Source organism: Rhodococcus sp. EPR-147 (assembly GCF_001647185.1).
GTDB lineage: Bacteria > Actinomycetota > Actinomycetes > Mycobacteriales > Mycobacteriaceae > Rhodococcoides.
The window spans coordinates 11,068-31,074 of sequence record NZ_LVCU01000595.1; the positions used below are offsets into that span (position 1 = coordinate 11,068).

Here is a 20,007-nt window from a genome sequence, read left to right on the forward strand (position 1 = left end):
GGTCTGCACACCACGATGTGCAGACCCCGGCCGGCCATCGCCATGGAACTTGCACCCAGAACCGAACTGTACGAATCCGATTCGGGATTCGTGCTCCGCACCGCCGACGACGAACACTTCGCACTCGCGCTCGACCACGAGGAATTCGACCAACTGGCCGGGGCCTTGACCGGTACCGAAGCGGAGCTCTCTGCGAAACCGAAGACGGCGCTGTCCGCGTTGCTCACTGCAGGCCACGTCGTCTCCAGTTCGTCCACCGATACGGTTGCGGTGCTCGGCTGTGGCTCCGTAGCTGCTGCGCTGGTGGGGATGCTGGGACGCGTGGGTATGTCCACAGGGCATGCCGCGACTCGATCGATCACCGTGAGTGACGACGGCGTCGACACTCTGCGGTCCGAAGGGGCGATCGCCTGTTTCCGCGAAGGCAATCTGTACCTCGTGGTGCCCGAGGGGGTCCGGCTGACCGACGTGTCGATGCGGCGCGCCGCATCCCGTCGGAACAGGCAACGAATCGAGGACGGCTACGGTCCTCGTGCCGGCGGGCGGCGATTGATCTCGCCGATTCATCCGGTGTCCGACGCGGCGGCCGAGTTCGTGGCTGCTCAGGTCCTGGCGGAGGTCATCGGTCCCACGGCCGACCATTGCGTGACGGCGATCGACCTCCGTACGCTCCGGGTGACTCGGCACCCGATTCTTCCTGTGCCGGAACCACCTCGATGACGCGACGCGAGTACTCGGTCGGGGGACTCCGTACTTTCGTCGTGACGGCGCGAAGTCCGCGTGGCGTGCTGACGATTCGCACGCCTTACAACAGCGAAGCTCATCTCGCCGAGGCCGCGGGCTGGGCCGATCGAGGATTCACCACCGTCGTACAGGACGTGCGCGGCCGGTACGGCTCCGCCGGGTCGTTCCACCCGTATCACGGCGAAGGGGCAGACGGCCTGGCCTGCGTCGAATGGATCACCGCACAACCGTGGTGGTCGCAGGCGCCTTTCCTGTTCCTCTACGGCACGTCCTACGGGGCGCACTGCGCAATCGAAACTACCTTTGCCGCAGGTGAATGCGAGGGATTGGCGGGTGTGTCGGTCGCGGTGCCCGCTCTGGGTATGGGGGAGACGGCGCGAAATCGAGATCGGGCCTTCCACCTGGAGTCTCGCCTCGGCTGGTGGTCCGAGCACGGCGATGCTGCCCACTCTCGCGGGAGTTCGGCGTCGGCGGATCTGCTGGAGACGCTGCCGGTGTCCGACATCGGAGACTCGTCGAGCCCCCGGATACCGTCGTGGCAGTCCGTACTGGCGTCGGAAAGGGTGGATGAGGAGCGCAGGAACCATGCTGCAGCACAACGCTGCCCGCTGCTGGCGCAGGGCGGGACCGCGGACTGGTTCGGCCAGGACACCATAGACCTCTGGTCGTCGTGGGGTGGCCCGTCGGCACTCGCCCTCGGACCGTGGGATCACTCGATGCAGGCGTCGGGTCGCGCCGAGCGGATGAGCAAGTGGCTGGGTGCGGTGCTCGACGGTCACCCGTGGACCGGAGCGCAGTTGTACGGTCACCCCGGTGGTCCGCTGCGGCTGCAGACCTGGCCGAACGCCCGAGTGACGGTCGCGCTGACTGGTGGCAGCTTCGTCGCAAATCCGTTGCAGCCCTTCCCTTCCTGCACGTCCGACACCGATGTTCGCAGCCTGACGACACGCTCGGATTGCCTTACCCGTCCGGTGCCGTGGCGCGCAGGAACCCTTGTCGGAACTCCCGTGGTGCGCGTCGTCGGCGGCGACTGCGACCGGCACTGGGGTGCGATGCTGCTCGCCCGAAGACGCGGCGGCGAGGTGGAGCAGCTCACCGAGGGCATGTCCCTCGGCTCCGTCGTGCACCTCGCTCCGCTGTCCACACACATCCATGAGGGAGAGGAACTGACACTGATGATCTCGGCCCACGCCTTCCCCCGATATGCCCGCGATCTGCACACCGATGAAGACCACTTGTACGGTATCCGAGCGGTGCCGATGCAGCGCACCGTGCGAGGCATCGAGCTGGAGATGCCCGTATGAGCGGGGTCGGTTTCAGTGCAGACGATCTGGTCGACCCGTTGACCGGACTCATCCGTGCGTTGCATCCGGTCCAGAGGCTGGACGGTCTGCCGGAACGGTACGTCGGGCTCACGGCGGAGATCGCCGATACTCGTGCGCTCGGAAACTGGCCCTGCGATCTGGTGTCGCTCGGTACCACCTTCGCGGATCCCGCAGGAGCCCGTATCGCCGCGATCGGCGAAGCAGTGGAACGGTACTGCGGAAACTACGTCCCGAACACTCTGCGCTACGCAACGCCGGCGGAACTGCGCGCCGAGGGTGTCCGCCATTGGGGGAACGACACATTCGAGTTCTTCGCGCCGTGGCAGCTGAACTCGGCAGGCTTCCCCTTCGACCAATTCACCGAGGACTCTCGAGTCGCCTGGGTAGACGGGGTGTCGGACGACGGTGCGCGTGTCGCGATCCCGGCCTCGTACGTGTACCTGAACTGGCGCAGTGGATCGCGCCGGACGGACCCGTGGCTTCACCATCTGAACTACGCCGGCATCGCCACAGGACAGGGGCTCGACGACGCCGCCGGACGTGGACTGCTCGAACTCGTGGAGCGAGATTCGCTGTCGCTGTGGTGGCACCTGAACCTCCCTGCGCGGGGGATAGATCCGGCATCGGTGCCCGGGCTCGCGGCAGACCTCGGCGACTCACGACTGCGGTGTCATCTCCTCGAGCTGCCGTCGTACTTCGAAGTTCCGGTGGTAGCGGCCGTTGTTCACGATCTCGAACTCGGGATTGTCGCAGGCGGCTTCTCGGCGAAGCTGGACCCGGTCGACACGGCACGCAAGGCCGTTCTCGAAGCGATCCACAGTTGGGTCTTCACTCGAGGACTGCTCGAGGCAGACGGCTGGGTGTTCGGATCGATGCGCGCCGGGGTGCTGTCGCCGGATCTCTACCTGGACCACCGCGCCGATCGCAGCTACCTCGATGCCGCCGGAGAGTGCAGTGAACACATCCGCGACCTGGGTGCACAAGCCCAGGTGTGGCTCGATCCCCGTACTCAGGCCGCATATCTTCCTCGTTTCACGAATCCGGCGGAGACGGTATCGATCGACGAGCTTCCCCGCGGCACCGCCGACGGTATGCGGAGCGCGCTCGCGGTGGCGGGCCACGAGGTGGTCGTCTGCGATATCACCACCTCGGACGTGGCGTCGACGCCACTGCGGGTGGCCCGGGTCTGTGCCTCCGGCTTGATTCCCAACGCCCCAGCCGCATTTCCCTATTTCGGGTTACCTCGGTGGCGCGACATCGCTCGACGGTACGCACCCGATTGCGACCCGACCGATCCGAACACGCTGCTGCTCGCTGCGCCCCCGAGTCTGTGACCGGCTTTCGCCGTTTCGTCCTGGCGCGTGCGGTCGCGTGGATCGGCAACGCGATGTCCACGGTTGCCGTGCCGATGCTCGTCTACCAGTTGAGCGGCTCGCCGCTGCTCTCCGGTGTCGCCTTTGCGGTGGAGTCGTTGCCGTACCTGATGTTCGGACTGATCGCCGGTGCGCTCGCCGACAGGTACGACCGTCGCGCAGTCCTGCTCGCAACTCAACTTTGCAGTGCTCTCGCTCTGGCCAGTATTCCGGTGGCTCACCTGATTGCGTCGGTGACGGTTGCACATCTGATGATCGTCGCGTTCGCCGTCTCCACTCTTTTCGTGTTCTTCGATGCCGCGTCCTTCGGCGTCGTACCGGCTTTGGTGGGCCGCCATCGGATCGCCGACGCGACAGGCACGCTCGTCAGCGTCGGCACGGTCATCGGGATCGTAGGCCCGTTGCTCGGTGGCGTCACTGCGACGACGCTGGGTCCGCCGGGTGCCATCGCGATCGATGCTCTGTGTTTTCTCGTCGCGACAGTGGTCACCTCGACGATCGCGCTACCCGTGCGGGCCGCGCCGTTTCCGGTCGGATCCGGTCTCGGCAGTTCGATCGGCGAGGGGTTGGCATTCATTCGGCATCATCGTGTGGTGCGTGCCCTGACTGCGGTCGGCGTCGGGGTGAGTGTCGCCAACGGTGTGGTCGTGGGACTGATGGTGGTCGTGGGCGTCCGTCAGCTCGGTCTGGCCGCCGAGGATGCGCGAATCGGATCACTCTATGCAGCAACGGCTCTCGGGGCATTTCTGATCAGCCTGGTCAGTGCGCGCATCCAGCGGATGGTGGGCACCGGCATGATCACCTGTCTCGGCGTGGTGGTGGCCTTCCTGTCGATGCTGGCGTGGTCCATCACGGGAGTACTCGCCGTTTCTCTGCTGCTCCTGATCGTCTATCAGGCCGCCAACACCATGATCGTCGTCAACGGCATCGTGGTTCGTCAGTCCGTCACGCCCGACCACCTGCAGGCCCGGGTGAACACCACGGCGCGGATGATCGCGATGGGTGGGACTCCTTTCGGCGCTGCTGCAGGCGGGGCCGTCGCCGGTACGTTCGGCGTGACCGCGGCTGTCGTCCTCGGAGCGGGCGCGCTCGCTCTTGCCGGGACGGCAGCCCTGTGGCTCGGGGTGCCGCGGTTACCGTTGCTTGCAGTCCTCGCCGAGTCCGCCGACCGCGAAAGCCAGTAGCGGAACGGACAGTGGGCACAGACGCAGCAAGTGAGAGATCTCGTCGTCGTAGAAGCCTGAGATGGCGCAGCAGGCCAATCCGAGTGCGGTCGAAACCAAGTAGAGATTCTGCGCGGCGATGCCGGCGTCGATGTGGAGGGCGCGATAGTGGCGTTCGGTGTATTTGATCAGGGTTCGGTCGAGGCGTCCGACGAGTACGGCGACGAACGGTGCCCGGCGCGCGAATTGTGGCTGTACGAGACATGATTCGAGCGCATCGACGGACGGTCCCTTACCGGTTCTGTTCAGAACGTGTCTGTGTGGATCGAACAGGTAGGTCCCCGAGTCGATCTCGGCTGAGCCCCGGAGGGCCACGAGGTGCAGGTCGATCGAGTCGAGACCGCCGGCAGTCGGATTCATCCGGTATGTGTGCGTCGTGCCGTCCGTCCGCGCGGAGGTCCGGCCGGGCCCCGCTGCGGACCGGAGGAGAGTCGAGAGCTGCAGTGCGTCCAGATCTGCGAATCGGTAGTGCGACCGTCGAGCGCGCAGTGCTGTGTCGAGGCGCATCGGTGGGAGAGGCGGTGGCGACGGCAGAACAAAAGTTCCGTCTGCTGCGGGCACGGCCGGAAAGTTCGCGCCGGTGCCGCGATCGACGAGGCGTCGGTGCACGTCCTGGACGCGCGCGACCGTGGAATCGAGCGAATCTTCCGCCATGGACTCCAACTCTAAGTCAACATGGTAATCAGTGTCGATAAGAAGTTATGTAGTTCGATCGACGGGACGTTCTACGAGCCGGAGTGGACGGTGGGAAACCGGTTGCGCAACGCATCGAGCTGGCGATACAGCTCGTAGAGCGCCTGCTTCTGGGTCTGCGCTTCGTCGCTGTGCCACACATGGCTGCGGGAATCGCCTACCCGCAAGGCCTTGCGCGCCAGTTGCTCGGACTCTTCGACGCGACTCGACGCGGCTGCGATCTCGGCGGTCAGCATGTCGGCGAACACCCGAGCCTGGGCCGCGTCCGAATTCTCTGCCATGTGAGTCCACTCTCGATCTCGCGGCTCGACCGTTGATGGTTCGAGTACCGATGATCAGGATAACCAACCGGAAAAAGACCGTCGGTCCGGCTTGTGGGGTTCGGAGGCGTCGTTCCGGTACCTGGACTACTACTCGGTGTAGTCGGTAGTAAGCTCCCGTCCATGTCTGCGCCAACGGATGGATTCGCGCTCCTGCGCGGTGCGTCCGTGGGCGGACTGTCGGCGCTGGTCACCGTCGCAGCGCACACGTTCGGTGGGGGAATGCCTCCATCCGACGCGGCCATCGTGCTGTTGGCCGTCGTCTCCGCTGCGATCGGCTACGCGACCGCCGCGGCACCGACACCGGCGGCACCCCGCGCACAGCTGCTGATGATCCTGACTGCCGCGCAGTCGGTCGGACACCTGTTGCTCACCGCCGTCGACGGTCACCATCACGGTTCGATGCTCACCCAGCAGATGTTCGCGGCCCATGTGGTTGCCATCCTGGTCGGCGCTCTGGCCATCCGCGGAGCGGAGCACGGCATCCGGCGCGCAGTGACCTCGCTACGTGAGGCCCTGCCTCTGTTGGCGGCTCTCGTCGTCGACGAGTCCCGCATCGCCCCTGAACTTCCGGTCTACCGACTCCCGGGAACGCCTCGTCTGCTCGACCTGTCGGGCTGCGGAAACCGCGGACCGCCTGCGCTTCGGACCTGACCGCAGCTCGTCACTCCCACCCGCCCTGTACGTAGGCGTCGGGTATCGAGCTGTCGCTGTCTGTTCGACGAGCCCTCACATCGCGCGATCCGCGCTGCCTCGAGCACGCCCGATCGTCTGTGCGATGCCTTCTCGCGCACCACTGCGCGCGCCCACACATGCCTTGACGAAACGAGTCCTCATGTCCACACCTGAATTGGAACGCCTCGCCGATCCATCGCCGCCCACCCCTCCCGATCGCCCCCGAAGCTGGCGGCCGCTGATCATGCGTCTGCACTTCTACGCAGGCATCCTGGTGGCACCGTTCATCCTGATCGCCACCATCAGCGGCGGCCTCTACGCCGTGGCTCCCACCATCGAACAACTCGTGTATCGCGACTACGTCCACGTGGACACGACCGGTCCGGCCGTCCCCGTCGCCCAGCAGATTCGGGCAGCGCAGGCCGAACGACCCGACCTCACCGTCGCCGCCGTCCGACCTGCAGCCGAGGCCGGCGACACCACTCGGGTCATGTTCACCGACCCGAGCTTGGGTGAATCGCAGCGGCTGGCTGTTTTCGTCGACCCCGCCACCGCGACGTCCGTGGGTGAGCTGGCGGTGTACGGCTCCTCCAGCGCCCTTCCGTTGCGCACCTGGATCTCCGAACTCCATCGCCATCTGCACCTGGGGGAGCCAGGTCGCCTCTACAGCGAACTCGCCGCCTCGTGGTTGTGGGTGATCGCGCTCGGCGGCCTGTACCTGTGGATCGAGCGGTATCGACGCAATCGCGACAAGGCCAGGCTGTTGACCTTCGATCGAAAGTCGAAGGGCCGCAACAGGTCCTTGAACTGGCATGGCGTGGCTGGTATCTGGATCGCCGTCGGTCTGATCTTCCTGTCCGCCACCGGATTGACATGGTCCACCTACGCTGGGGAGAACGTCACCGAGCTGCGGTCGGCACTGAGCTGGACCACCCCCGCCGTCACCAAGACGATCGGCTCCTCCGACGCGGCCGCGGCGGGTGACCACTCCGGTCACGGCGGGCATCCGATGGAGATGCCGGCCGACGCATCGACGACGGAGGACAACGTCGGACGCATCGACTCGGTGCTGGGGATCGCCCGAGCCAACGGAATAGACGGTGCCGTGGAAGCGTCCATTCCACAATCGGCCGACACGGCGTTCGTCGTCGCCGAAACCCGTCAGCCCTGGGTGATGTCGAACGACTCCATCTCGATCGACGGTGCCGCCGGCACAGTGATCGACACCGTGTTCTTCTCCGATTGGCCCCTCGCGGCCAAGCTGTCGGCCTGGGGTATTCAGCTGCACATGGGCACGTTGTTCGGGGTCGCCAATCAGCTTGCGCTGCTTGCGCTCGCCGTCGCGCTGGCATCGGTCATCGTCAGGGGCTACATGATGTGGTGGAAACGCCGCCCCACCAAGGCAAGCGGCCTCACAGCAGGGCGGCCGCCTCTGCGCGGCGGCTTTCGCCGCATCTCACCGATGTCCGTCGCCGCGTTGGTGGTCGTCGCTGTCGCTGTCGGCTGGTTCGTCCCACTCCTCGGGCTGAGCCTGGTGGCCTTCCTCGCCGTCGACGTCGTGCTCGGCTCGATTCGTAGAGCACGGACCAGAACCACCAATTCCTCTGCTTCTCGACACGAAAGCGAACTGGCATGAATCTCACCCGTCGCACCTCCACACTGTTGGCCGCACTGTCGGTCACCGGACTCGTACTCACCGGATGCTCCAGCAACGAGCCCGCCGCCGCGGCGAAGGAGTCCGATTCCGTCGTCGTACGCGAGCAATGGGTCAAAGCCGCCGACTCCGGTATGACGGCGGCATTCGCCGAACTGCAGAACACCGGCGACTCCGATGTGCACGTAGTCGGTGCATCGTCTCCGGCGTCGAGCCGAATCGAATTGCACGAGATGGCAACCGGGGCGGACGGGGCGATGGTGATGCGGCCGAAGGAGGGAGGCTTCGTCATCCCGGCGGGCGGTACGCACGTGCTCGCCGCGGGCGGCGATCACCTGATGCTGATGGACGTCACGTCGCCGCTGACCCCCGGAGCCGACGCGGAATTCACCCTCGAGTTCGAGGACGCGTCGAGCACGACGTTCACCGCGCAGGTCCGTGACTTCTCCGGGGCCCAGGAGAATTACGAGCCCGGCACCATGGACATGGACGGGTCGGCGACCCCCGCGCCGGCACACGGTGGCTGACAACGGGAACCGGTCACCACGCTCGCTGAGCCGGCGGCGTCTCCTCGGTGGAGGCGTCGCCGCGCTCGGCGTCGCGGGCGTGGGAGCCGCGACCGGTTACGGGATCGTCGGCAATCGAGCCGAGCAGACGGCCACCGGCAGTGAGACCGTGCCGTGGCGCGGCGTCCATCAAGCCGGTGTCGATACTGTTCCGCCGCAGGCACACTCGATGTTCGTCGGGTTGAACATGCAGGAACGCGTCGGACGTGACGAGCTGATCGGGATCCTGAAGGTCTGGACGGAGGACATCGGACGGTTGACGTCCGGTGCACCCGCACTGGCCGATACCGAAGCCGAACTGGCGCTCGAGCCCGCCCGCCTGACGGTGACCGTCGGGCTCGGTCCGGGTGTGTTCGATGCGATCGGTCTGCCGGATCGGCGGCCGTCGTGGCTGGCACGGCTTCCTGCGTTCGGAATCGACCGCCTGGAACCGGGATTCACCGGCGGTGATCTGTTGCTGCAGGTGTGCTCGGACGATCCCGTCACCGTTGCGCACGCTGTGCGGGTACTGACCAAGAACGTGCGCTCGTTGGTGACGATCGCCTGGACACAGCGCGGATTCCGGCGTTCGCGTGGTACCGAGGAATCGGGCACCACGATGCGAAATCTGATGGGACAGGTCGACGGCACCGTCAATCCGGAGGCCGGAAGTACCGACTTCGACGGTCTGGTCTGGGACGACGGGAGCGATCAGCCCTGGATGAAACACGGAACGTCGATGGTGTTGCGGCGCATCCGGATCGAGATGGACACCTGGGACGAGTTGGATCGACCCGGCCGGGAACTGTCGGTGGGGCGAACCCTCGACACCGGTGCCCCGTTGACCGGAACCGCCGAGTTCGACGAGGCCGATTTCGACGCAACCGATCGATTCGGAATTCCGGTCATCCCACCGTCCTCGCACATCGCGAGGGCACGGCATGTTCACGACGGCGAGCGAATCTTCCGGCGGGCCTACAACTACGACGACCCACCGGCTGCCGGATCGCTGTCGAACACCGGCTTACTGTTCGCGAGCTATCAGCGCGATGTGCTCACCCAGTTCCTGCCGATTCAGCAACGACTCGACGAATTCGATGCGTTGAACGAATGGACCACCCCGATCGGTTCTGCGGTGTTCGCGATACTTCCGGGAGTGGTCGACGACGGCTACCTGGGGCAGAGTCTGTTCGGGTAACCGTGACACCTGGGTTTTCACGAGGTGCACTCAGGCCGGTGCCAGAGCTCTGTCCACGTTGGCCAGCGCCAGGCCCATGCTGGTCGTCATGCCTATCCCGGTGGTAACGGTGGCGATGTGCACGCGGTCCACCGGTTCCTCCAGCAGGAACTCCGAACCCGGTGCCGAACAGTAGATTCCCTGCCATCGCTCGGTGACGTCGATGCGGTCTACTCCGAAGAGCGACCGGGCCTCGGTGAGCAGCACCTGGAATCCTTCCTCGCTCTGGAACGGCGACGCGGTGATCTCACGAACGTGAGTGTCGCCGAGCAGGATCGATCCGTCCGGTTGTGGGGTGTACATCTGGTGCAGATCGAGCCCGACGTAGCCGGGATACTCGGCCAGCAGGCGGGCAGCGACGTCGGCAACGGCGGGCAGGTTCTCGAAACCCGAGTACCTGAGGAGCGACCAACCGGTGAACAGCGGTGTGGGTAGCGGTGAGTCGAGGGGGAGCGTGGCGCGCAGCATGTGCAGCCGACATCGCACCAGTGCGTCGCGTTCGGCGTACTCGGGAAACAGTCGATCGATGTCGTGGTTGACGGTGACGAAGGTGGTGCCGGCCCGCAGTTCCCCGCGCGAGGTGTGGACTACGCCGGGGGCGAACGACGTTGCGGCGGTGCGCCAGAAGAAGTCGACCCCGGAGCTGTCGAGCCAACGTGCGATGGCCGGGGCGGCGGCGCGTGGGTCCACTTGGACGTCCAGCGGCAGATACATGCCGCCCACCACGTCGGTGTCGGCAATGGGGAGTCGGTCCAGTACCTCGGTGCGGCCCAGTAGTCGTACCTGCTCCTTGCCCCGCAGTTCGGCGAACTGCTCGAGCACTGCGTACTCGTCCTCGTGCCGGGCAACGCAGTGCGTACCGGACTCGACAGCCCAGAAACCTGCCGTACGGGCGAGGTCGAGCCAGTGGCTGCGGCCGGCCCGAGCGTAGTCGAGTGCAGTACCGGATTGCGCTGTGATGCAGGCGTGTCCGAAGTTCTGCACCGATGCACCTGCCACCCGATCGGCATGATCGACCACCGCTACCGTCAGGCCGCGTCGGTGAGCGTGATAGGCGTGAGCGAGACCGACGATCCCGGCACCGACGACAACGACGTCGTATTTTTTGGTCATATCAGGCATCCATGACGGCGGTGAAGGTCATCCGGTCTCCGCGGTAGAGCGACCGTCGGTGTTCGATGGGAACCCCGTCCGTGTCGTAGGAGACGCGGCCGAGCAGAAACATCGGTGTGCGGGTGTCGACGGTGAGGAGCGCCGCTTCTCGGGCGTCGGGAAGGACGGTTTCGATGGTGTCGACCACTCGTCCGAAGACGACTCCGCGCGTTCGCAATTCGGCATACAACGACGTTCGGTGATCGAAACTGTCCTGCAGCCCCGGAATACGGTGTGCGGGGATGCGAGTCGTCTCGAGACCCACTCGGACGTCCCCGGTGGTGAAGACGCGCTCGAGTTGGACCACCTCCGAACCGGTCTCGATTCCGAGTAGATCCGCGAGGGCGTCGTCAGCTCGGAACGTATCCCAGCCGACCAGAATTCGGGTGGCACTCATGCCCTTCTCGCGCGCTGCCTCGGTGTAGGACCCGATGGCCAACGGCAATACCACCTTGGGTTCGGCAACGACGGTCGCTCGTCCGCGGCGTTCGATTCGACCGGCCACCAACAGTTCTCGAATGGCTTGACGCAAGGTCTCGCGTGAGACGTCGTATCGATCGGCGAGATCGCGCTCGGACGGAAATGCGTCGCCTGCCGTCATGCCGTCGAGCATGTCGTCGAGACTTCTACGCACGATCTGGTGCTTGAGCACGCGGGGTTCGCTGTCCACAACCATGAGCCGACCATAGCACCAATTGGTCTAGACCTAACTGTTGCGTGACGTTCACGAGTCGTTCACTCGAGTTCCACTCGATGGTCTATACCAAACGGCAGTCTCTCTCCCATGCCGAACTCCACTACCCCGAACACCAGTACCGACATCGAACTCGTCGTCCTCGACATGGCAGGAACCACCGTCACCGACGACGGACTCGTGTTGGACGCGTTCGACGTCGCGGCCACCGCCGTCGGACTCGCATCCGAGGGACCCGAACGCGACGACGCCCGGCGCTACGTCCTGGACACGATGGGTCAGTCCAAGATCGAGGTGTTCCGTGCACTGTTCGGAACCGAGGACCGTGCCCAGGCCGCCAACCGCGCCTTCGAGTCGGCCTACGACGCCCGCATCGACGACGGTATCGCGCCCGTTCCCGGTGCGGCGCAGGCCATCACGAAGCTCCGCGAGTCCGGGATCAGCGTCGTGCTGACCACGGGCTTCTCGGCACCGACACAGAAGCGCATCATCGACACGCTCGGCTGGCAGGATCTGCCCGACGCGTTCCTCGCACCCGGTGAGGCCGGTCGTGGCCGACCGCATCCGGATCTCGTCCTGTCCGCTGCGCTGTTCGCCGAGGTCAGTGACATCGCTGCGGTCGCCGTCGTCGGCGACACTTCGAGCGACATCCTGTCCGGTCGCCGGGCCGGCGCCTCTCTGCTGGTCGGGGTGCTCACCGGAGCTCACTCCGTCGACCGACTACGCGAGGCCGGTGCCACGCACGTACTCGACAGCGTCGCCGACCTTCCCCCCATCGTTCTGCCGTGAATACCATCCTCGCCCGAACCTCACCGAACGGACACCCCGCCATGATCGCCACCTCTCACCGTCGCGCTGTGACCGCCGCGGCCGTGCTCTCGGCTGCCGCACTCGTTGCAGCCGGTTGCTCCAGTTCTTCCGATGGAGCCACCACCGAGCAAGGATTCCCCGAAACCATCACGCTCGCTGCCATTCCCGCCGAGAACTCGACCGACCTGAAGGCCAGCTACGACCCGGTCATCGAGCGCCTCGAGAACGAGACCGGAGCAACCGTCGAGTTCATCCAGGCCTCGGACTACGCGGGTGTGGTCGAGGGCCTGATTGCGGGCAATGTCGACCTCGCCTTCTTCGGCCCGTTCGCCTACGTGGTCGCTGGAATCAACGGGGCCGACATGACGCCGCTGGGTGCCGTCGTTCAGGACGAGGGAACTCCGCCCGGCTACCAGTCCTACGGAATCGCCCGTTCGGACAATGCCTCGGTCGACGGGCTCGCCGATTACGCCGGCAAGAAGGTCTGTTTCGTCGACCCCAGCTCGACCTCCGGATTCCTCTATCCGACCGCGGGACTCATCGAGGACGATGTCATCGCTTCCGGTGCGGAGGCCGACATCTCGAGTGCAATGACCCCGATCTACGCGGGTGGACACGACGCCTCGGCATTGGCCGTCAAAGCCGGTGATTGCGATGCCGGTTTCGCGTTCGACACCATGGTCGACCGAACGATGATCGACAACGGCGAGCTGGCACCCGGCGAGCTGAAGACAGTGTGGAAGTCCGAGATGATCGCCGGTTCGCTCTTCGCTGCCAACCACGACCTCGGTGCCGACGCCATCGCGAAGCTCGAGGACGTCTTCAGCGAGGGCATGAACTCCGATGCCTTCGTCGCGGACGGCATCTGCGCCGAGGAATGCCGCATCACCGACGAGGACGCCTGGGGCGTCGTGCCGGCGCAGGACAGCGATTACGACGGCGTCCGCCACGTATGCGAGGTCACCGGCTCCGAGAAGTGCCAGGGCTGATGATGTCCGCACCGATGGACCGAGGCGATGTCGTGGTCAGCGTTCGCAATGTCACCAAGACATTCGGATCCACCACCGCGCTCAGGGACGTGAATCTCGACGTGCACAACAGTGAGATGTTGGTACTGCTCGGGCTTTCCGGCTCCGGGAAGTCCACGCTGCTGCGGTGCATCAACGGGTTGCAGCCCGTCACCTCCGGTAGCGTCACCGCCCTCGACACTCGCGTCGATCTGGCGAACCGTCGCCGAGTGCGCGAACTGCGCCGCGATGTCGGTTTCATCTTCCAGCACTTCAATCTCGTCGGTCGGTTGAGCTGTCTCGAGAACGTACTCGTGGGCGGCATCGGTCGCCTGTCCTTCCCGCGCTACGGAGCCTTCACCTATCCGAAAGCGATGCGGGAGGAAGCCCGGGCTTGTCTCGACCGAGTCGGGTTGGCGGACTTCGCGCAGCGGCGGGCCGACACGCTGTCGGGCGGGCAACAGCAACGGGTGGCGATCGCACGCACCCTGATGCAGCGTCCGCGGATCGTGCTCGCGGACGAGCCCGTCGCCTCGCTCGACCCCGAGAACGCGGGCGTGGTGATGGATCTGCTGCAGCGGGTGTGCAGCGAGGAGAAGCTGACCGTGGTGTGCACCCTGCATCAGGTCGATCTCGCGCTCGGCTGGGCGCATCGGCTCGTGGGTCTGCGGGACGGTCGGGTGGTGCTCGATCGCCCGGCCGCCGGTCTCCGACGCGAGGACATCATGCCGATCTATCAGCGGATCGCGCCCGACCCCGGAAACATGACCACGGTGGCACCGATATGACCGTCACGGTCGAACCGAAGCCCACGAACACTGCTGCACATAACGATCCGCGGCGACGTCGATGGCTGTTCCCGGCGCTGGGCGTCGCCGCGCTCGTCCTGACCGTGCTCTCGGCGGGGTACATCGACTTCGCGCCGACGACCCTGATCGACGGTCTCGAAGACGTCGGCAACCTGCTCGAGCGGATGCTGCCGCCCCGCGTGGACGATACAGGCAGGATCGTCTCCCTCGCACTCGACACATTGCTCATGGCAGTACTGGGCACCGTGCTCGCAGCGATCGTCTCGGTGCCGTTGGCGTTTCTCGCGGCGCGCAACACCTCGCCGCATCCGGTCCTCTACAGCGTTGCTCGCGGTGTCATCACGTTCTGCCGGGCGATGCCGGATCTGCTGTTCGCGGTGCTGTTCGTCAGGGCGCTGGGGATCGGAGTGTTGCCCGGCATCCTCGCCCTTGCACTGCATTCCATCGGCATGCTCGGCAAGCTGTTCGCCGATGCCATCGAAGAGACCGATGTGGGACCGCGAGAGGCGATCCGTGCCGCCGGAGCCGGCTACTACCGGGAGATGATCAACGCCGTTGTTCCGCAGGTCGTTCCGGCGTGGATCGGAGCCTTCGTCTATCGAATCGACATCAATCTGCGCATGTCGGTGGTCCTCGGCTTCGTCGGGGCAGGCGGTATCGGGTTCGCCCTGCAGGACGCTCTGCGGGGCCTGATCTACCCGCGTGCTCTCGGCATCGTACTGGTGATCCTGGTGATCATCGCCGCGATGGAATTGGCGGCGATGGCTCTTCGCCGCATGTTGCTGGTGCCGTCCGCGGCCGGCCCGCAGCGCGATCGACTGATGCGCATCGGAGCGTCGGCCGTGCTCGTCGTCGCGGTCGTGGCGTCGTTCGTGGTGCTCGAATTGGATCCGCGCTCGCTTCTGACGTGGATCGGGCCGTCGATCGAGGTGTTCGGGCGTATGGTCCCACCGGACTTCTCCGCGCTGGGAGCGGACCTGTTCGACGCCGCCGTACAGACCGTTGCCATCGGAGTCGTGGCCACCGCCATCGGTATCGTTCTGTCGATACCCGTCGGAGTTCTGGCCGCACGCAACGCAACTCCGCATCCCGCGGTGTACTGGGTCGCGAGATCCTGGATCCTGTTGGTCCGCGCGGTCCCCGAACTCATCCTCGCTGTCGTATTCGTCGCGGCGCTCGGACTTGGCCCGGTGGCGGGAACCTGTGCACTGGCCATCGGGTCCGTAGGATTTCTCGGCAAACTCGTCGCCGACGCGATCGAGGAGATCGATCCCGGTCCCCTCGAAGCGGTGGCGTCGGTCGGTGGCGGTTGGTGGAATCGGACACTGAGTGCCGTTGTTCCTCAGGCCATTCCGTCGATGGTCGGTTCGAGCCTGTATCTGCTCGACGTGAACATCCGCACCTCGACCATCCTGGGGATCGTCGGTGCAGGCGGTATCGGCTTCCTGCTCTTCGAGTCGATTCGTACTCTGAACTTCGACGTCGCCGGTGCGATCGTTCTCGTCATCTTCGTCGTCGTGTACATCGTGGAAAGGATCTCCGGATGGATCAGATCATTGTTGGTCTGACACAGGCCGCCGTCTGGACGGGGAGTGGAATCGAACTGCGGGACATGGAGATTCCCACTCTCGAATCGGGTGAGGTGTTGGTGCGCGTCGATCTCGCCACGGTGTGCGGAAGCGACCTGCACACCGTGTCCGGTCGACGGCACGGTGCGTGCCCGTCGGTGCTCGGGCACGAGGCCGTCGGTCACGTGATTGCCGTCGGCGATGCGGTATCGGCTGTCGAGGTGGGAGATCGGATCGTCTGGTCGGTCACGGTGTGCTGTGGTCGGTGCGCCCGATGTGTCCGCGGGTTCACGGCCAAATGTTCGGCCGTGCGCAAGGTGGGTCACGAGTCTGCCGAGAGCGCATGGGCTCTCAGCGGCTCCTATGCTCGACACATCGTGCTCCCACGCGGAACCGCAGTGGTCCGAATTCCCGACACCATGCCCGACGCCGTCGCCGCGCCCGCAGCGTGTGCGACAGCGACGGTGATGGCCGCCCTCGACGCCGCCGGTGCGCTCGACGGTCGACGAGTGCTGATCGTCGGGGCAGGGATGCTGGGGGTGACCGCCGCTGCGGCGGCCAGGGAGCGAGGTGCAGCGGTGTCGGTTCTCGACCGAGACCTGCAGCGGCAGAGACAATCCCGTGCATTCGGGGCCGTGGAGGACGACGGTGCACACACCGATGTGGCCATCGACTTCTCCGGATCGTCCTCGGCTGTGCAGGCGGCCTCGGGGCGACTCGACGTCGGTGGGCGGCTCGTCCTCGCCGGCTCCGTCGCGCCCGGTGCCCCGATCACCGTCGACCCCGAAGCGGTGGTCCGAAACTGGCTGACCATCACAGGAATCCACAACTACGAGCCGCGGCACCTCCACCAGGCCGTTGCCTTCCTCCGTGATACCGGCGAGAAGTATCCGTGGGAATCCCTCGTCGAGGCACCGGTTCCATTGGCCGAACTCGAATCCGTATTGCGGCCGACGCCGTCGGGAATTCTCCGGTCGTCGGTCGCGCCCTGGGCTCACGGTCTGTCGACGAGGTCCAACGACTGTCCGGCGCGTCCGGCCGGTGTCGCTTCACGGTGATGTCGGCGTCGGCGGAGGCGCTCATCGTACGAGCGGGCCGAGCGTGCGATTACGGTTGTGCCGAGCGGGATACCCCAGAAGCATGCCCGAAGGCGACACCGTATTTGCACTGGCCGCGAGGTTGCGTCGAGCATTGGACGGCGCGACGCTGCGGGCCGGAAGGCTGCAGGTGCCGGCGCACGCAGTCGAGAATCTGGCCGGGCGAACCGTCGTCGGGCATCGGACACACGGCAAACATCTGCTGACCGATTTCGAGAACGACCCGAAGCTGCACACGCATCTGCGGATGAGCGGTTCGTGGACGGTGGTGCGGGCCGGTCGTTCGATTCCGCAGCGCATCCGACCCGACGTGCGCGTCCGGCTTGCCGTGGTCGACGGGCCGACCGCCTACGGAGTTCTGCTGCCGGTCGTCGACTACGGATACACGAAGGACATGAACGCGCTGATCGCGCATCTCGGGCCGGACCCGCTGCACCCGACGTTCGACGCCGAGCGCGGAGTTGCCAACATCGCGGCCCAGGGAAGTCGGCCGATCGTTGCGACGTTGTTGGATCAGCGGGTCATCGCCGGTCCCGGAAATCTGTGGGCCAACGAGCTGTGTTTTCTGCGCGGCCTGTGGCCGTGGACGCCGTCGAGTGATGTCGACGCGCAGAGATTGGTCGCGTTGCTCGAGCGGGCGATGCGTCATTCGGCGACAGTTCCGGGTGCGATGCAGGTGACCACCGGGGACACTCGCCGGGGCCGATCACACTGGGTTGCAGGGCGGGCCGCAAAGCCGTGTCTGCGGTGTGGAACGTCGATTCGGGTGGTCGCGGAGACACCAGGAGACCCGGACAAGCGTCGAACATGGTGGTGTCCGACCTGCCAACCGGAGCGCTAGCGACGAGCGGTCGATCGCTGTTGGCTCAACGACATAACCGCCCGCGGGTATCGCGTGTTGCCTGCCGATACCAACGACTGCTTTCCTCGTGACCGAAAGATCGAAACCTGGGGGTCGTCAGAAGGTCGAATTGGTCGGGTGGTCGGTATCGACCAAGTCGTGAGCCACCTTGTGCAAAGGCTGATTCTGCTGCTGTGACAGCTTCGCCAGCAGCTCGAACGCCTGCACCGCGTCGAGATCGTAGCGTTCCATGATCATTCCCTTGGCTTGGCCGATGATGTCGCGACTGGCCAGGCCCGTCCGGAACTGCTCGTTGTCGCGGGCGCTGAGCAAGGCAATGGCGGCATGCGCTGCGAGGGCTTCCCCGATCTCGACCGCGTCGACGTCGAAGGCACGCGGCTCGTCACTGTAGAAGATCAAGGCACCGAGGTCGTCGGCGTTGCTGTAGAGCTGAAACGCCGCCAAGGATTTGAATCCCTCGTTCACGGCCAGAACCGCGAACTCCGGCCATCGTGGCTCGGACGTGAGGTCGTCCGAGACGACGACATCGAAGTGGCGAACCTCGGTGGGAATCGGGCCCTCGTCGAGCTCGTACTGCAGTCGACACAGCTTTTCGGCCAGGGGGTCGGTGGATGCCACCACGGTGCGGACGCCTTTGCTGACCGTGGTGACGCAGCCGACGGTTGCACCCGGTATGAGCCGAATGGAGGTGCGCAAGATCTCTGCCATCGTCTCGGGCATCGAACGGCGGGTATCACGCAACGACCGCGCGAATTCGGCGAGTGACGATGCAGGGGACGATCCGGGAAGGTGCACATCGGGCGATGATTGCGACATTCACACGGTCCTCTCGCGTAGGACCCCTGCCGCTCTTCGCCGGAGAGATCCACGATCTTGCGCCTTCTGCTGGACGCCCGTGCCGGCTCGAGAGCCAGCGCTGTGCACTTTATACGCTTCCGCCGAAACGGTTGTACGTCGCACAGCGCGAGGGCCGCCGATCACCTGATCGACGGCCCTCACAGAGATACGACTTACTTGAAGGTGTCCTTGATGTTCTCGCCGACCTTCTTCACGCCTGCCGAACCCTGATCCTTCTTGCCCTCGGCCTCGAGGTCCTTGTTGTTCGTGGCGTCGCCGACAACTTCCTTCGCCTTGCCGATGGCGTCCTCTGCTGCGTTCTTGGCCTTGTCGATGAAGCTCATGTGAGTTCCTTTCCTCGTGCCGGGTTGGTACTGAAGACTTAGTCGGAGCCCGTCGACGAAAGCGCACGTTCGCATGTTGAGATCTGGGTCACACGTACCGTCGACGTTTCCGTGGTGCCTGCGGTGGTTACATTCGTCCGATGATGGTCGCCAAGGTGGACAGTTATCAGCGCAGGCATCCGTCGGCGGGTTTCCCGCTGGCAGTGCTGTACAAATTTCTCGACGACCGTGGCGGCTACCTCGCGGCCCTCATCGCGTACTACTCGTTCCTGTCGTTGTTCCCGTTGCTGCTGCTCTTCACCACCGTGCTGGGAATCGTGCTGGCCGGGGACCCCGAACTGCAGACCCGCATCATCGATTCGGCCATGAGCCAGATCCCGGTCATCGGTGATCAACTCGGACAGCCGGATCGCCTCAGCGGCGGAACGACCGCCATCGTCATCGGCGTGGTGGGGTCGCTGTACGGCGGACTGGGAGTGTCACTGGCCGCTCAGTACGCGATGAACACCGCGTGGTCGGTCCCGCGAAACGAACAACCGGATCCGATCAAGGGTCGGCTGCGCGGGCTGGTGCTGCTCAGTACCGTCGGCACCGCCATCATCGGCCTGACCGTTCTCAACGGCGTCGCGTCCTCGGGCGTGTTCGGATTCGCCGGCGGCGCACTGGCACTCGTCGGAGCGGTCGTGGTCAACGCCGTGGTCTTCATTGCCGCGTTCCGCATCGGGACCGCCCGCGCCCTGAGTGTGCGCGAAGTTCTGCCCGGCGCCGCGATCGCCGCGGTGATCTGGCAGGCACTGCAATCGTTCGGCGGCATCTACATTCGCTATGTCGTCGGCAACGCCAGCGCCAGCAACGGGATCTTCGCGATCGTCCTCGGCCTGCTCGGCTTCCTCTACGTCTCGTCGGTGCTGATCGTGCTGTGCATCGAAATCAACGCCGTACGCGTCGACCACCTGCATCCCCGAGCGTTGTTGACGCCGTTCACCGACAACGTCGAGCTCACCGAGGGAGACAAGAACTCCTACACCGGCCAAGCAG

At 65.3% G+C, this 20,007-nt stretch carries 21 protein-coding genes; 15 read left to right on the forward strand and 6 right to left on the reverse strand.

Annotated features, from left to right (window positions below):
* The first annotated feature begins 15 nt into the window (after positions 1-15).
* Genes A2J02_RS26880 through A2J02_RS26895 form a run of 4 tightly spaced genes read left to right on the forward strand, consistent with a single transcriptional unit; the run spans position 16 to position 4,626 of the window.
* Positions 16-720, forward strand: a complete 705-nt coding sequence (locus A2J02_RS26880; RefSeq protein ID WP_156516408.1) for a hypothetical protein — start codon at positions 16-18, stop codon at positions 718-720.
* Positions 717-2,048 carry a CocE/NonD family hydrolase gene (locus A2J02_RS26885; protein ID WP_068056070.1) on the forward strand — a complete coding sequence of 444 codons (1,332 nt, stop codon included), beginning with the start codon at positions 717-719 and terminating at the stop codon, positions 2,046-2,048. The genes A2J02_RS26880 and A2J02_RS26885 overlap by 4 nt, the downstream gene beginning before the upstream one ends.
* Complete coding sequence (locus tag A2J02_RS27970; RefSeq protein ID WP_068056073.1) at positions 2,045-3,403, forward strand: YcaO-like family protein; 1,359 nt, start codon at positions 2,045-2,047, stop codon at positions 3,401-3,403. The genes A2J02_RS26885 and A2J02_RS27970 overlap by 4 nt, the downstream gene beginning before the upstream one ends.
* On the forward strand, positions 3,400-4,626 hold the full coding sequence (locus tag A2J02_RS26895; protein WP_068056076.1) for an MFS transporter: 1,227 nt from the start codon (positions 3,400-3,402) through the stop codon (positions 4,624-4,626). The genes A2J02_RS27970 and A2J02_RS26895 overlap by 4 nt, the downstream gene beginning before the upstream one ends.
* Here A2J02_RS26895 and A2J02_RS26900 read toward each other — a convergent pair.
* Together A2J02_RS26900 and A2J02_RS26905 are read right to left on the reverse strand one after the other, a co-directional pair.
* Positions 4,576-5,319 carry a SagB family peptide dehydrogenase gene (locus A2J02_RS26900; protein WP_068056077.1) on the reverse strand — a complete coding sequence of 248 codons (744 nt, stop codon included), beginning with the start codon at positions 5,317-5,319 and terminating at the stop codon, positions 4,576-4,578. The genes A2J02_RS26895 and A2J02_RS26900 overlap by 51 nt on opposite strands.
* A 71-nt stretch (positions 5,320-5,390) precedes the next feature.
* Positions 5,391-5,639 (reverse strand): hypothetical protein, encoded by a 249-nt coding sequence (locus tag A2J02_RS26905; RefSeq protein WP_068056078.1) that lies wholly within the window; start codon positions 5,637-5,639, stop codon positions 5,391-5,393.
* Between the two features lie 162 nt (positions 5,640-5,801).
* Between A2J02_RS26905 and A2J02_RS26910 the strand changes: the two genes are divergently transcribed.
* The 4 genes from A2J02_RS26910 (at position 5,802) to A2J02_RS26925 (ending at position 9,750) form a co-directional block, all read left to right on the forward strand.
* On the forward strand, positions 5,802-6,332 hold the full coding sequence (locus A2J02_RS26910) for a hypothetical protein (protein WP_082898847.1): 531 nt from the start codon (positions 5,802-5,804) through the stop codon (positions 6,330-6,332).
* A 181-nt stretch (positions 6,333-6,513) separates the two neighbouring features.
* Entirely contained in the window at positions 6,514-7,989 is a 1,476-nt protein-coding gene (locus A2J02_RS26915; protein WP_068056079.1) for a PepSY-associated TM helix domain-containing protein, read from the forward strand.
* On the forward strand, positions 7,986-8,534 hold the full coding sequence (locus A2J02_RS26920) for a copper chaperone PCu(A)C (RefSeq protein ID WP_068056082.1): 549 nt from the start codon (positions 7,986-7,988) through the stop codon (positions 8,532-8,534). The genes A2J02_RS26915 and A2J02_RS26920 overlap by 4 nt, the downstream gene beginning before the upstream one ends.
* A complete protein-coding gene (locus A2J02_RS26925; RefSeq protein WP_068056085.1) occupies positions 8,527-9,750 on the forward strand; it encodes a Dyp-type peroxidase in 1,224 nt (407 codons plus the stop codon). The genes A2J02_RS26920 and A2J02_RS26925 overlap by 8 nt, the downstream gene beginning before the upstream one ends.
* Before the next feature lie 30 nt (positions 9,751-9,780).
* Here the strand turns inward: A2J02_RS26925 and A2J02_RS26930 are convergent, their stop codons facing one another.
* Complete coding sequence (locus A2J02_RS26930) at positions 9,781-10,902, reverse strand: TIGR03364 family FAD-dependent oxidoreductase (RefSeq protein WP_068056088.1); 1,122 nt, start codon at positions 10,900-10,902, stop codon at positions 9,781-9,783.
* A 1-nt stretch (position 10,903) separates the two neighbouring features.
* Positions 10,904-11,617 (reverse strand): GntR family transcriptional regulator, encoded by a 714-nt coding sequence (locus tag A2J02_RS26935; RefSeq protein WP_068056090.1) that lies wholly within the window; start codon positions 11,615-11,617, stop codon positions 10,904-10,906.
* Between the two features lie 108 nt (positions 11,618-11,725).
* Here A2J02_RS26935 and A2J02_RS26940 point away from each other — a divergent pair, with 108 nt between their 5' ends.
* The 6 genes from A2J02_RS26940 (at position 11,726) to A2J02_RS26965 (ending at position 17,767) form a co-directional block, all read left to right on the forward strand.
* A complete protein-coding gene (locus tag A2J02_RS26940) occupies positions 11,726-12,424 on the forward strand; it encodes a phosphonatase-like hydrolase (RefSeq protein ID WP_068056093.1) in 699 nt (232 codons plus the stop codon).
* 41 nt (positions 12,425-12,465) lie between these two features.
* Positions 12,466-13,434: a phosphate/phosphite/phosphonate ABC transporter substrate-binding protein gene (locus A2J02_RS26945; RefSeq protein WP_068056111.1), complete on the forward strand. Its 969-nt coding sequence runs from the start codon at positions 12,466-12,468 to the stop codon at positions 13,432-13,434.
* The gene (phnC, locus tag A2J02_RS26950) at positions 13,434-14,240 is read left to right on the forward strand and encodes a phosphonate ABC transporter ATP-binding protein (RefSeq protein WP_197478156.1); all 807 of its coding nucleotides are present in this window, start codon (positions 13,434-13,436) and stop codon (positions 14,238-14,240) included. Before A2J02_RS26945 ends, phnC begins: the two co-directional genes overlap by 1 nt.
* Positions 14,237-15,829, forward strand: a complete 1,593-nt coding sequence (phnE, locus tag A2J02_RS26955; protein ID WP_068056096.1) for a phosphonate ABC transporter, permease protein PhnE — start codon at positions 14,237-14,239, stop codon at positions 15,827-15,829. The genes phnC and phnE overlap by 4 nt, the downstream gene beginning before the upstream one ends.
* Positions 15,805-16,887 (forward strand): zinc-binding dehydrogenase, encoded by a 1,083-nt coding sequence (locus A2J02_RS26960; protein WP_082898809.1) that lies wholly within the window; start codon positions 15,805-15,807, stop codon positions 16,885-16,887. Before phnE ends, A2J02_RS26960 begins: the two co-directional genes overlap by 25 nt.
* An 82-nt stretch (positions 16,888-16,969) precedes the next feature.
* Positions 16,970-17,767 carry a DNA-formamidopyrimidine glycosylase family protein gene (locus A2J02_RS26965; protein ID WP_068056098.1) on the forward strand — a complete coding sequence of 266 codons (798 nt, stop codon included), beginning with the start codon at positions 16,970-16,972 and terminating at the stop codon, positions 17,765-17,767.
* A gap of 117 nt (positions 17,768-17,884) precedes the next feature.
* Here A2J02_RS26965 and A2J02_RS26970 read toward each other — a convergent pair whose 3' ends face one another.
* A complete protein-coding gene (locus A2J02_RS26970; protein ID WP_068056101.1) occupies positions 17,885-18,604 on the reverse strand; it encodes a GAF and ANTAR domain-containing protein in 720 nt (239 codons plus the stop codon).
* A gap of 194 nt (positions 18,605-18,798) precedes the next feature.
* Positions 18,799-18,969: a CsbD family protein gene (locus A2J02_RS26975; RefSeq protein ID WP_027495724.1), complete on the reverse strand. Its 171-nt coding sequence runs from the start codon at positions 18,967-18,969 to the stop codon at positions 18,799-18,801.
* A gap of 140 nt (positions 18,970-19,109) precedes the next feature.
* Between A2J02_RS26975 and A2J02_RS26980 the strand changes: the two genes are divergently transcribed.
* A partial coding sequence (locus A2J02_RS26980; protein ID WP_442971512.1) for a YihY/virulence factor BrkB family protein occupies positions 19,110-20,007 on the forward strand: 898 nt, incomplete at its 3' end.